Source organism: Streptomyces sp. ME19-01-6 (assembly GCF_033793745.1).
In the GTDB taxonomy this organism is placed as follows: Bacteria; Actinomycetota; Actinomycetes; order Streptomycetales; family Streptomycetaceae; genus Streptomyces.
The window spans coordinates 53,144-65,251 of record NZ_JARAXF010000012.1 but is presented as its reverse complement, the minus strand read 5'-3'; the positions used below and the strand labels follow the sequence as shown (position 1 = coordinate 65,251).

Annotated in this window: 10 protein-coding genes and 1 pseudogene; 2 read left to right on the top strand and 9 right to left on the bottom strand. The window is 72.1% G+C overall.

Annotated elements, in window-relative coordinates:
• Window positions 1–31: 31 nt before the first annotated feature.
• From PV419_RS25795 to PV419_RS25770, 6 genes are all read right to left on the bottom strand, one after another.
• Window positions 32–1,039, bottom strand: a complete 1,008-nt coding sequence (locus PV419_RS25795) for a sugar phosphate isomerase/epimerase family protein (protein WP_319692669.1) — start codon at window positions 1,037–1,039, stop codon at window positions 32–34.
• Window positions 1,040–1,050: 11 nt separating this feature from the next.
• Complete coding sequence (locus tag PV419_RS25790; RefSeq protein ID WP_319692667.1) at window positions 1,051–2,265, bottom strand: Gfo/Idh/MocA family oxidoreductase; 1,215 nt, start codon at window positions 2,263–2,265, stop codon at window positions 1,051–1,053.
• A 76-nt stretch (window positions 2,266–2,341) separates the two neighbouring features.
• Window positions 2,342–3,412, bottom strand: coding sequence for a substrate-binding domain-containing protein (locus tag PV419_RS25785; RefSeq protein WP_319692665.1), 1,071 nt, complete (start codon window positions 3,410–3,412; stop codon window positions 2,342–2,344).
• Entirely contained in the window at window positions 3,402–4,490 is a 1,089-nt protein-coding gene (locus tag PV419_RS25780; protein ID WP_415925382.1) for an ABC transporter permease, read from the bottom strand. Before PV419_RS25780 ends, PV419_RS25785 begins: the two co-directional genes overlap by 11 nt.
• A complete protein-coding gene (locus tag PV419_RS25775; protein WP_319692663.1) occupies window positions 4,484–6,022 on the bottom strand; it encodes a sugar ABC transporter ATP-binding protein in 1,539 nt (512 codons plus the stop codon). The genes PV419_RS25780 and PV419_RS25775 overlap by 7 nt, the downstream gene beginning before the upstream one ends.
• Before the next feature lie 191 nt (window positions 6,023–6,213).
• On the bottom strand, window positions 6,214–7,395 hold the full coding sequence (locus tag PV419_RS25770) for an ROK family transcriptional regulator (RefSeq protein WP_319692662.1): 1,182 nt from the start codon (window positions 7,393–7,395) through the stop codon (window positions 6,214–6,216).
• Between the two features lie 283 nt (window positions 7,396–7,678).
• On the opposite strand from PV419_RS25770, the pseudogene PV419_RS25765 reads away from it, so the two are divergent.
• Window positions 7,679–8,767 (top strand): annotated as a pseudogene (locus PV419_RS25765) (pectate lyase family protein); the annotation flags it as partial.
• A gap of 48 nt (window positions 8,768–8,815) precedes the next feature.
• On the opposite strand, the gene PV419_RS25760 reads toward PV419_RS25765, so the two are convergent.
• Window positions 8,816–9,886: a LacI family DNA-binding transcriptional regulator gene (locus PV419_RS25760; protein WP_319692659.1), complete on the bottom strand. Its 1,071-nt coding sequence runs from the start codon at window positions 9,884–9,886 to the stop codon at window positions 8,816–8,818.
• A gap of 102 nt (window positions 9,887–9,988) precedes the next feature.
• The gene (locus tag PV419_RS25755; protein ID WP_319692658.1) at window positions 9,989–10,417 is read right to left on the bottom strand and encodes a VOC family protein; all 429 of its coding nucleotides are present in this window, start codon (window positions 10,415–10,417) and stop codon (window positions 9,989–9,991) included.
• Window positions 10,418–10,495: 78 nt separating this feature from the next.
• Between PV419_RS25755 and PV419_RS25750 the strand changes: the two genes are divergently transcribed.
• Entirely contained in the window at window positions 10,496–11,332 is an 837-nt protein-coding gene (locus tag PV419_RS25750) for a helix-turn-helix transcriptional regulator (protein WP_319692656.1), read from the top strand.
• Window positions 11,333–11,343: 11 nt separating this feature from the next.
• Here the strand turns inward: PV419_RS25750 and PV419_RS25745 are convergent, their stop codons facing one another.
• Window positions 11,344–12,087: an HdeD family acid-resistance protein gene (locus PV419_RS25745; RefSeq protein ID WP_319692654.1), complete on the bottom strand. Its 744-nt coding sequence runs from the start codon at window positions 12,085–12,087 to the stop codon at window positions 11,344–11,346.
• Window positions 12,088–12,108: the final 21 nt, after the last annotated feature.

The following is a 12,108-nucleotide window of genomic DNA, read 5'->3' as shown; positions in this document are numbered from 1 at the left end:
CCTCCCGGCCCCGACGGCCCCGGCGGCCCCCTCAGCCGTTCCCGCCGCCGAAGGCCGCGTCGAAGGAGGCCGCCGGCGGGTCGAAGTCGTACGCCTTCAGCCGCTTCAGCGCCTCGGGTGCGCCCTGCAGCCGGTCCATCCCGGCGTCCTCCCACTCCACCGACACCGGTCCGTCGTACCCGATGGACCGCAGCATCCGGAACACGTCCTCCCACGGCACGTCCCCGTGCCCGGCCGAGACGAAGTCCCAGCCGCGCCGCGGGTCGCCCCAGGGCAGATGCGAGCCGAGCCGGCCGTTGCGGCCGTCCAGCCGCTTGCGCGCCTCCTTGCAGTCCACGTGGTAGATCCGGTCCCGGAAGTCCCACAGGAAGCCGACCGGGTCGAGGTCCTGCCAGACGAAGTGGCTGGGGTCGAAGTTGAGCCCGAAGGCGGGACGGTGGCCGACCGCTTCGAGCGCACGGTGGGTGGTCCAGTAGTCGTACGCGATCTCGCTCGGGTGCACCTCGTGGGCGAAGCGCACGCCCTCCGCGTCGAACACGTCCAGGATCGGGTTCCAGCGCTCGGCGAAGTCCTCGTAGCCGCGCTCGATCATATGCGGCGGCACCGGCGGGAACATGGCCACCAGGTGCCAGATGGACGACCCGGTGAAGCCGACGACGGTACGGACCCCGAAGGCGGCCGCGGCCCGCGCGGTGTCCGCCATCTCGGCCGCCGCCCGCCGCCGCACCCCCTCCGGGTCGCCGTCGCCCCAGATCCGGCCGGGCACGATGGCCTGGTGGCGTTCGTCGATGGGGGAGTCGCAGACGGCCTGGCCGACCAGGTGGTTGGAGATGGCCCAGCACTGGAGCCCGTACTTCTCCAGCAGCTGCCGCCGGCCGTCCAGATAGCCGGGCTCGGCGAGCGCCCGGTCCACCTCGAAGTGGTCGCCCCAGCAGGCGAGTTCGAGTCCGTCGTAGCCGAAGTCGCGGGCCAGTCGGCAGACCTCCTCGAGCGGCAGGTCGGCCCACTGTCCGGTGAAGAGAGTGAATTGTCTGGGCATCGGGGGCCTCCTCAGGCGGGTACCGGCGTGTAGACGCAGTTCTTCTCGGCGCTCTCCTCGACCGCGGCGAGCACCCGCTGCACCTGCAGCCCGTCCGCGAAGGACGGTTCGGGCTCGGTCCGCGCGTCGATGGCCAGCACCAGGTCGCGCGCCTGATGGACGAAGGTGTGCTCGTACCCGAGGGCGTGGCCGGCCGGCCACCACGCCTCCAGGTAGGGGTGTTCGGGCTCGGTGACCAGGATCCGGCGGAAGCCGGCCTCGGCGGCGGGCTCGGTGTGGTCGTGGAAGTGCAGCTCGTTGAGCCGCTCCAGGTCGAAGGCGAGCGAACCGCGCTCCCCGTTGAGCTCGATCCGCAGCGCGTTCTTGCGGCCCGCCGCGAACCGGGTGGCCTCGAAGGACGCGAGCGCGCCGGAGGCCAGCCGCCCGCTGAACAGCGCCGCGTCGTCGACCGTGACCGGCCCGCGGGCCCCGCCGCCCGCCCGGCCGCCGAGGCCGGTGGTCGCCGTCGTGGCGGTCGCCGCCCCGGCGGGCAGCGGCCGCTCCCGGACGAAGGTCTCGGTCAGCGCCGAGACCCCGACCAGCGGCTCGCCCGCCAGATACTGCGCGAGGTCGACGATGTGGGCGCCCAGGTCGCCGAGCGCGCCGGAGCCCGCGTGCTCCCGGCGCAGCCGCCACACCAGCGGGAATTCCGGATCGACGATCCAGTCCTGCAGATACGACACCCGTACGTGCCGCAGCACCCCGAGCCGCCCGTCCCCTACCATCCGGCGGGCGTGTGCGAGGGCGGGCGTACGGCGGTAGTTGAACCCCACCATCGCCACCTGCCCGCGCTCCCGCGCCCGCCGCGCGGCCTCCACCATGGCCTCGGCCTCGGCGACCGAGTTGGCGAGCGGCTTCTCGCACAGCACGTGCTTGCCCGCCTCCAGCGCGGCGATCGCGATCTCGGCGTGGCTGTCGCCGGGCGTGCAGATGTCGACGAGCTGTACATCGTCGCGGGCGATCAGGGCGCGCCAGTCGGTCTCGGCGGCGGCCCAGCCGTGCCGTCCGGCCGCGGCCCGCACCGCGTCGGGGTCGCGGCCGCAGATGGCGGACATGACCGGGCGCAGCGGCAGGTCGAAGACGCGGCCCGCGGTGCGCCACCCCTGGGAGTGGGCGGCGCCCATGAAGGCGTAGCCCACCATGCCGACACCGAGGGCGGGCTTCGTTGTTTCCGCAGGACGTTGCATGGGACTCCTTCTCTGGGGTCCTTCTCGGGGGATCAGGGGTCAGATCAGGGGTCGGTCCAGGGCCGACGGGGTGGGGTCAGCTGAATCCCGTGGGCAGGTAGTCCTCGACGTTGTCCTTGGTGACCACGGCGGAGTAGAGCGTCAGGGAGGCCGGGATCTCCAGCTCGGCGAGGCCGCCGACGCCCTTGCCCTGGCCGAGCGCGCGGGCGAGGTCGATGGCGGAGGCGGCCATCGTCGGCGGGTAGAGGACGGTGGCCTTCAGCACGGTGTTGTCGGCCTTGATGGCGTTCATGGCGCGCTTGGCGCCCGCGCCGCCGACCATGAGGAAGTCGTCCCGCCCGGCCTGCTGGATGGCGCGCTCGGCGCCGACGCCCTGGTCGTCGTCGTGGTTCCAGAGCGCATCGAACTTCGAATGCGCCTGCAGCAGTTGGGCCATCTTCGCCTGGCCCGACTCGACGGTGAACTCGGCGGCCTGGCGGCCGACCTTCTCGATGTTGGGGTAGTTCTTCAGGGCGTCGTCGAACCCCTTGCTGCGCTGCCTGGTCAGCTCCAGGTTGTCGAGACCGGCCAGCTCGACGACCTTCGCGTTCTTCTTGCCCTTGAGCTGCTCGCCGATGTAGCGGCCCGCGTTGAGCCCCATGCCGTAGTTGTCGCCGCCGATCCAGCACCGGTACGCCTGCGGGGAGGCGAAGATCCGGTCGAGGTTGACCACGGGGATGCCCGACTTCATGGCCTTGAGCCCGACCTGGGTCAGCGCCTTGCCGTCGGCGGGCAGGATGACCAGGACGTCGACCTTCTTGTTGATCAGGGTCTCGATCTGGCCGATCTGCTGGGCGGTGTCGTTGGAGCCCTCGGTGGTCTGGAGAGTGACGTCCTCGTACTCCTTGGCGCGCCGCTTGGCCTGCTCGTTGATGGCGTTGAGCCAGCCGTGGTCGGCCTGGGGGCCGGCGAAGCCGATGGTCACCTTCTTGCCGGGCTTGGTGTCGGCCGTGTTCGCGGCCTGCCGGCTGTCGTCGGAATCGTCGTTGTTCTCGTTGCTGGTACAGCCGGCGGCGAAGAGCGCGCCCGCGGCGGCGGTGCCGAAGAGCAGGTTTCTCCGGCTGGGGCTCATGGGTGGGGTGGCCGGTGTGCGCGGGTTATCCCTCATGGTTCGTACGACCCTTCTGGACCAGGACGGCGGCGACGATGATCGCGCCCTTGGCGATCTGCTGGACATCGCTCTGCAGGTTGTTCAGGGCGAACAGGTTGGTGATGGTGGTGAAGACGAGGACGCCGAGGACGGAGCCGGTGATGGTGCCCCGGCCGCCGCTGAGCAGCGTGCCGCCGATGATCGCGGCGGCGATGGCGTCGAGTTCGTAGAGGTTGCCGTTGGTGTTCTGGCCGGAGCCGGTGAGGACGATCAGCATGAACGCGGCGATGCCGCAGCACAGCCCGGACAGCAGATACAGCAGCAGGCGCTGCCGTCTGACGTCGATGCCCGCGAGCCGGGCGGCCTCCGCGTTGCCGCCGACGGCGACGGTGCGCCGGCCGAAGGTCGTACGGTTCAGCACCAGCCAGCCGACCACGGTGACCAAGGCGAAGATCATCACCAGCGGCGGGATGCCCAGCACATACGCGTCGGGCAGCCCCAGGTCCAGAACCGGCTGCACGGTGACGACCTGCGTTTTGCCGTCGCTGATGTGCAGCGAGAGGCCGCGGGCGGAGGCGAGCATGGCAAGGGTGGCGATGAAGGGGACCATGCCGCCGTACGCGATGAGCACGCCGTTGACCAGACCGCAGCCGAGGCCGACGAGGACGGCGCACATCAGGATGCCGCCGAGTCCGAAGTCCTGGGTGGCCAGTGTGGTGGCCCATACGGAGGCGAGGGCGACCATCGCGCCGACGGACAGGTCGATGCCGCCGCTGGTGATGACGAAGGTCATGCCGACGGTGACGACGCCGATGACGGACGCCTGGATGAGCACGAGTTGCAGATTGCCGGTGGTCAGGAATTCCGCCGGCTTGGTGAATCCGCCCACGGCGACCAGCACCGCGAGCACCCCGACCAGGGACAGGTTGCGCAGGTCGGCGAGCGCCCGCAGCCGGCCGCGCGCCGCGGCCCCGCCGGCCGCCGGACGGTCGGCGGGCGCTCCGGGCGGGCTCTCCTTGGTGAGCGTGGCGGTGGGCTCGGGCACGGCATCTGCGGGGGCGGCGGACCCCGGCCGCCCCCCGGGTTGATTCAGCACGACGGGCTCCCTTGCATCACGAGGTCGAGGACGCGGTGTTCGTCCAGCTCCCGCGCCGGCGCGGTGTGCACGACACGGCCTTCGCGGAGCACCAGCACCCGGTCGGCCAGGCCGAGGACCTCGGGCAGTTCGCTGGAGACGAGCAGGACGGCCACGCCGTCGTCGGCGAGGCGGCGGATCAGGGCGTACAGCTCGGCGCGGGCGCCCACATCGACGCCGCGCGTGGGCTCGTCCAGCAGCAGCACGCGGCAGCCGCGCAGCAGCCAGCGGGCGAGCACGGCTTTCTGCTGGTTGCCGCCGGACAGGGTCCGTACCGGGCGCTCGGGGTCGTCCGGGCGCAGCGACAGATCCCGTACGGCCTCCCGGGCCGCGGTCCGTTCGGCCCTGCGGTCCAGCCACCCGGCGCGCGAGAAGCGGGACAGCGAGGACACCGAGACATTGCGGGTGACGGACTCCAGCATCAGCAGGCCCTGCGCCTTGCGCTCCTCGGGGGCGAGGCCGAGCCCGGCGCGCACGGCGGCGGTGACGCTGCCGGGGCGCAGCGGGCGCCCGTCGACGAGCACGCGGCCGGCGGTCGGCCGCCGGGCTCCGTAGACGGTCTCCAGGATCTCCGAGCGGCCGGAGCCGACGAGGCCGGCCAGACCCACGATCTCGCCGGGGCGCAGCTCCAGGTCGAACGGCTCGAACTCGCCCGCCCTGGCCAGCCCCTCCAGCCGCAGCACGGGCGCGCCGCCGCCGGGGTCCGCGGTCCCGGCGGCCCCTTCGGCCCGCTCCGGGAAGGTGTACTCCACGTCGCGGCCGGTCATCAGGGCGACGATGTCGCGGGTCGGGGTGGTACGGGCGGGCAGTCCGCGGGCGGCGACACGGCCGTCCTTGAGGACGGAGACGCGGTCGCCGATGCGGCGGATCTCCTCCAGCCGGTGGGAGATGTAGACGACGGCGACGCCGTCCGCGGTCAGGTCGGCGACGATGCGAAAGAGGTTGTCCACCTCGTCGGGGTCCAGGGCGGCGGACGGCTCGTCCATGACGATCAGGGCCACGTCATGGGAGAGGGCGCGGGCCATGGAGACGATCTGCTGTCCGGCCGCGGAGAGCGTGCCGACCAGCGCGTCCGGGTCGATCTCCGGGTGGCCGAGGCGGGCGAGGAGGCCGGCCGTGGCGGCGCGGGCCGAGCGGGGGCGCAGAAATCCGCCGGCGGCGAGCTCATGGCCGAGGAAGACGTTCTCGGCCACGGACAGCCCCTCCACCAGGTCGAGTTCCTGGTAGATGGTGGCGATGCCCAGGCGCATGGCGGCGACCGGCGACTTGAGCCGCACCGGGCGGCCCTGCCAGCGGATCTCGCCGCGGTCGGGCTGATGGGCCCCGGCCAGCACCTTGATGAGGGTGGACTTGCCCGCGCCGTTCTGGCCGAGCAGACAGTGGACCTCGCCCGCCTCGACGTCGAGGTCGACCCCGTCGAGGGCCCGTACGCCGGGGAAGGACTTGGCGATCGCGGACATGGTGAGCAGTGGTGGCGGTGCGGGCGGTGCCATGGCGGGCCTCCTCGGCGGTGCGCCGGTGAGTGGGCAGGGCTGATCGCGGAGCGGCGGGGGGTGGTGTGGTGCGCGCGGTGCGTCGTGCTGAGTGCGGGGCGTGGCGCGCGTCGCGCGGTTCACGCGTGTGCGGTGCGTGTGGTGCGTACGGTGTGGTGCGTGCGTGTGGTGCGTGCGTGTGGTGCGTCGGGTCAGGCCGGGGAGAAGAGGTGGTCGCTGATCAGGCGGGCCGCCCCGGTGACCCCGGCCACGGGGCCGAGCTCGCCCAGCACGATGGGGAGGTTGCCGGTCGCCAGCGGCAGTGACTGGCGGTAGACCTGGGTGCGGATGGCGGCGAGCAGGGTGTGGCCGAGGCCGGTCACCCCGCCGCCGATCACCACCAGACCGGGATTGAAGAAGCTGACGAGCGAGGCGAGGACCTGGCCGGTGCGGGTGCCGCCGTCGCGGATGAGGTCGAGCGCGGCGGCGTCGCCCGCCGAGGCCGCGGCGGCGACATCGGTGGCGGCGAGGCTCCCGGCGGCCTCCAGCCGGGCGGCGAGCTCGGCGGACCGGCCCTCCCGCGCGGCCGCCTCGGCGTCGCGGGCGAGCGCCGCGCCGCCGAAGTACGCCTCCAGGCAGCCGCGGTTGCCGCAGGCGCAGGGTCGGCCGTCGGGCTCGGCCTGGATATGGCCGATGTCGCCCGCGCTGCCGGTCGTACCGCGGTAGACCTCGCCGCCGACCACGATGCCGCAGCCGATGCCCGTGCCGATCTTGACGCAGAGGAAGTCCTTCGCGGAGCGGGCGACGCCCGCCTGCTGCTCTCCCATCGCCATCAGGTTCACGTCGTTGTCGACCATGACGGGGCAGCCCAGCTCCTGGCTGAGCGCCTCCCGTACGGGGAAGCCGTCCCACCCGGGCATGATCGGCGGCGCGACGGGCACCCCCTCGGGGAAGCGCACCGGGCCCGGGACCCCGATCCCGGCCCCGTCGAACCCCTCGGCCACACCGGATCCCCGGAGCTTCGCCGCCATGGCCAGGACCTGCTCGAAGACCGCGACCGGGCCCTCTCGCACATCCATGGGCTGCGTGAGGTGGCCGAGCACCTCCAGCTCCGCGTTGGTGACGGCCACGTCGACCGAGGTGGCGCCGATGTCGACGCCGAGGAGGTGCAGCGTGGGCGCCAGACGGACGTTGTGAGAGCGGCGCCCGCCGCGGGAGGCGGCGAACCCGTCGGCGATCACGAGCCCGGTGTCGAGCAGCCGGTCGACCTCCACGGCCAGCCGGGAGCGCGAGAGGTCCATCCGGTCGCCCAGCTGCGCCCGGGAGGTGGGTCCTCCGTCGCGCAGCAAGCGCAGCAGACGCGCCTGATGGGCGTTCGCGGGTCGTGCCGTCATGCGCCTCACACTGCCCCTCCCGCCGTCATCGGCATGCCACTGGCCGGGCTTTCACGGGGAACGTAGCAGCGGTTGTCCAGTGTGGGAAGAACTTACGCCGCAATCGATGCGGACTTTCTCCTGCCTCAGGACAAAGCCTCGCCGACCTTGCGGCCGTGCCCTCTGCGGGGGTGGCTGTCTCGCCCGGTACGCGTGAGCGGCGCCGACCCGACCGGGCAACCTCTCGGCCCGCGGCGGCGACAGGGGCATGGACGACATCCCCCGAGCTGTGGAAGAGGTAGCGATGGAAGCCGAGCGGCAGAATGCGCGCCGGAGCAGGGGCCGGAGCAGGCTGGGCCTGACGGCCGGACTGGTCCTGGCCCTGGGCGCCGCGGCCGGTCTCGCGGACGGCGGGACCTTCGCACGGGCGGATACCGGGACGCGGGCGGAGCCGGCGACGAGCGCGGCGGCGTGGGCCGATGACGCCGCCGACGGTTTCGCCTCGGTCAACGCGCTCGGACAGAACGGCACATACGGCGGCCGCGGCGGGGCGACCGTGACCGTCCGGACGCTCGCCGATCTGGAGAAGTACGCCACAGCCGCCGAGCCGTACGTCATCGTGGTGGCCGGGGCGATCACCATGGACCCGAAGGGCAAGGAGATCAAGGTCGCCTCGAACAAGACGATCGTGGGCTCGGGGACCGCGGGCCAGATCGTCGGCGGCGGTTTCTTCCTCGGGCAGGGCGTGCACAACGTCATCATCCGCAACCTGACGATCCGCGACTCCTACGAGGGCACGTGGAACGACAAGGACCATGACTGGGACGCCATCCAGATGGACGGCGCCCACCATGTCTGGATCGACCACAACGATCTGCGGCACATGGCCGACGGCCTGATCGACAGCCGCAAGGACACCACCTACCTCACGGTGTCATGGAACCGGCTGGAGCAGCACAACAAGGCGTTCGGCATCGGCTGGACGGAGAACACGACCGCCGACATCACGATCCACCACAACTGGTTCCACGAGACCGAACAGCGCAACCCGTCCACCGACAACGTCGCGCACGCGCATCTGTACAACAACTACCTGCAGGACGACCCGGGGACGAGCATCAACTCCTCCTACGGCAACTACTCCCGTGGCAACACCAAGATGGTGCTGGAGAACAGCTACTTCGAAGGGATGAAGAACCCGGTCACCAAGGACGCCACCGCCACCCTCGTCCAGCGGGGCAACATCTTCGTCAACACCACCGGCCGCAATGAAAGCGGCGGAACGGCCTTCGACCCGAAGACGTACTACACCTACACCCTCGACCCCGCCGCCCAGGTGCCGTCGATCGTGAAGTCCCGCTCCGGGCCCAGCTCCGCGATCGGAGTCACGGCCCGCTGAGGGCCCGGACGGAAACCGATTGCTGAACCGGCGGGGGCGCGCTCAGCGGGCCGCCCCCGCCGGCCGGGCCACCGAGTCGCGGATCACGACATGGGTGCCCAGGAGCAGGTGTTCGTCCGGGGAGTCCGGTGTTCTGCCGAGGCCGGTACGGACGGCGAGCCGGCCCAGTTCCTCGTAGGGCACATGGACCGTGGTCAGCGGCGGGCGCAGGTCCCGGGCGAACGGGATGTCGTCGTACCCGGCGAGCGACACATCGCCGGGCACGCGCAGCCCCGCCTCGTGGAGCCCGGTGAGCGCCCCCGCCGCGACCATGTCCGTGGCGGCCACCACGGCCGTGAACTCAAGCCCCACCTCGAGTGCTTGGCGCATCAGGCGGTGGCCCGAGTCCCGGGTGAAGTCGCCGGACAGGCTCAGCGCCGGGTCCGGATCGAGGCCGCGGGCGCGGTGCGCGGCCAGATAGCCCCGCTCGCGGCCCCGGGCCGCGGTGTTCTGCGGCTTGCCCCCGAGGAAGAGGACCCGCCGGTGGCCCTGGGCGAGGACATGAGAGCACAGCGCGTAGGACCCGCTCTCGTTGTCGTACTCGATGACCGTCACCGGGGTGCCGGGATCCAGCGGCGGCCGCCCGCACAGCACGAGTCGCGAGCCGGCCGACGCCAGCGAGTCGGCGATACGGGCCATGTGCCGGCGGTACTCGGGGGTGTCCGCGGTGCCGCCCACCAGGATCACGGCGGCGGCGCGCTGGGCGCGCATCATCTCGATGAACTCCAGCTCGTGGCCGGTGTCGCCGTCCGTGCTGCACACCAGGCACAGATGGCCCAGCCGGGCCGCCTCGCGCTCCACGCCGTGCGCCATGTGCGCGAACGACGGGCCGGTGATGTCGTCGAGGACGAACGCGAGCGTCGGGGTGCCGGCGCCCGCCACCGCCTTGGCGTGGGCGTCGGCGACATAGTCCAGCTCGCGGACCGCCCGCATCACCCGGGCGCGCGTCTGCGTACTGACCGGGTACGCGCCGCCGAGCACCCGTGACACCGTGGACGCGGACACCCCCGCCCGGGCCGCGACATCCCGGATCGTATGCCGCCCCCCGCCGTTGCCGCCGCCCTTCCGCACCATGGCCCACCCCTCGCTCTGCCTCCGAGTCGGGTAACCGCATGACAACCGGTTGCCAAACCAGAGGCTAACAGCGGGGGAGGCCGGCGGGGAGAGAACGGGAGATCAGTCGCCGGCGGCGGTGGGGCGGTGATGGACGTACTCGACCACCGTGCCATCGGGATGACGGGCGTTGAAACCGGCGCCGGTGGGCACCTCCTGCAGCGGGAAGACGATCTCCGCGCCCTCCGTGACGAGACGGTCGTAGTACGGCCGCACGTCGTCCACCAGCAGCGTGCCGGTGGTGGAGCGGAAGGGCTTCAGGTCCTCCTCGCCGCCCTCGATGAGAAGGAAAGCACCCACCGTGGCGAGCCGCAGACTGCCGAACGAGAACCTGCCGTCGGCCTCGGTCCCCTGCAGCCGCTCGTAGAAGTCGATGCCCGCTTCCAGCGTGCCCGGTTCGCGGAAGACGCGGATGAGGACGCGGGGTTCGGCCAGGTGGGAGGAGTCGTTCTGTCGGCGCCACACCTCGGGCGTCCGCTGTTCTTCTGACATGCCACGAGCCTCTCCCACCCCCGCCGCCCCGGACAGGCCACCGTTCATGGGGTGAGTGATGGTCATAGGATCGCGCGCATGGATGTGTCGCTGCGCCGTGAGCTGGGCGCCCATCTGCGCGCCGCCCGAGCCGTGGTCACCCCGCAGGACGTCGGCCTCAGCGGCGGCGGAAGGCGCCGCGCCCCCGGGCTGCGCCGGGAAGAGGTCGCCGCGCTGGCCGGGGTCAGCGTCGCCTGGTACACCTGGCTGGAACAGGGCCGGGTGACCACGTCACGGCAGGTCGTCGACGCGGTGTGCCGGGCGCTGCGGATGGGGCCCGACGCCCACCGGCACGCACTGTCGCTGGCCGGATTCCTGCCCACCGCCCCGCTGGCCGGACAGGGACGGGCAGCGGGCAGCCCGGAGAGCCGCAAGCTCATCGACAGCTGGCGCACCACACCGTCGCTGCTCCTGGACGAACGGCTCGACATCATGGCCGGGAACGCGGCCCACCACCGCCTGTGGGGCGATCCCGGCGACCTCCCCGACGAGCGGCGTAACCTCCTGCTGTGGCTGGCCTCGGGCCCGCCCGGGGCAAACCCCGTCGCCGACCCGGAGCCACTGCTGCGCGGCCTGTACGAGCACTTCCGCACCGCCGTCGGCCATGCCCCCGACGACCGCAGGGCGTTGGACATCATCCGGCTGCTCCACCAGGAGCGGCCCGACGCCGCCCACTGGTGGCAGTGCCGCGCGGTCGCGAGTTTCCGGCCCACCACGGTCGAGGCGACGAACGCCGCCGGGACCGGGCCGGGCACGCTGACGCTCACGTTCTCGCTGCTGCGTCCGGTGGCCGACGCGGACGTCCTGCTGCTCACCCAGACCCCGGACGACTCCGCGACCGCCGAGCTGCTGGAGCGGCTCGCTACGGCTCATTGATCACATCGGGCCTACGGCTGGGGATGCGGCCGGAAGCGCGGGAAGTGCGGGCGGCGTTCCGCCTTGTGCGGGGGGTGATGGCCCAACTGGACGCGCAGCTGGACACCGTGGAACACCTCGATCACGCCCAGCGCCAGCAGCCAGATGCCGGCCACGACGGCGAGCGCCGTGATGGAGCCGAAGGGCGCGACGATCAGGATGATGCCGGCCAGCATGCTGACGATACCGAAAAAGATCTGCCAGCCGCGGGCCGGAAGCCCCTCGTGCGAGACGGCAGCGGCCGTCAGCATGACGCCCCGCAACAGCCAGGCGAACCCGATCCACAGGGCCAGCAGCAGGATCGACTGCGCCGGTCCACGGAAGCAGAGCAGGCCGAGCAGCACGGCGAGCGCGCCGCTGACGAAGCTCAGCACGCGCAGATGCCCCGGCACATGTGAGCCGAAGGCCCCCGCCAGCTGAAAGATCCCGGTGACCAGCAGATAGACGCCGAACAGCGCGCCGAGCACCGCCAGGGTGCTCCCCGGCCAGGCCAGCACCATGACGCCCAGCGCGATCGCGACGATGCCCGTGGTCACCAGGACCTGCCAGGCGGCGTTGGACAACATGCCCAGGGCACCGGCGAACGGGGACTCGACGTCCGGGGGCCGCTCGCCTCGCTGAGCCGTGCCGTAAGGCTCCGCGCCTCGCTGCTCGGCGCCGTAGGGCTGCTCGCGCCGCTGCTCGGCGCCGTGTGCGTCGTCGGAGGAGAAACTCATGGCCGTCCACCTCCTCGATGG

Coding starts and splice junctions, on each gene's coding strand:
- PV419_RS25790 (WP_319692667.1), bottom strand. CDS start 2,265: ATGCAACGTCCTGCGGAAACAACGAAGCCCGCCCTCGGTGTCGGCATG.
- PV419_RS25795 (WP_319692669.1), bottom strand. CDS start 1,039: ATGCCCAGACAATTCACTCTCTTCACCGGACAGTGGGCCGACCTGCCG.
- PV419_RS25745 (WP_319692654.1), bottom strand. CDS start 12,087: ATGAGTTTCTCCTCCGACGACGCACACGGCGCCGAGCAGCGGCGCGAG.
- PV419_RS25750 (WP_319692656.1), top strand. CDS start 10,496: ATGGATGTGTCGCTGCGCCGTGAGCTGGGCGCCCATCTGCGCGCCGCC.
- PV419_RS25760 (WP_319692659.1), bottom strand. CDS start 9,886: ATGGTGCGGAAGGGCGGCGGCAACGGCGGGGGGCGGCATACGATCCGG.
- PV419_RS25770 (WP_319692662.1), bottom strand. CDS start 7,395: ATGACGGCACGACCCGCGAACGCCCATCAGGCGCGTCTGCTGCGCTTG.
- PV419_RS25755 (WP_319692658.1), bottom strand. CDS start 10,417: ATGTCAGAAGAACAGCGGACGCCCGAGGTGTGGCGCCGACAGAACGAC.
- PV419_RS25775 (WP_319692663.1), bottom strand. CDS start 6,022: ATGGCACCGCCCGCACCGCCACCACTGCTCACCATGTCCGCGATCGCC.
- PV419_RS25785 (WP_319692665.1), bottom strand. CDS start 3,412: ATGAGGGATAACCCGCGCACACCGGCCACCCCACCCATGAGCCCCAGC.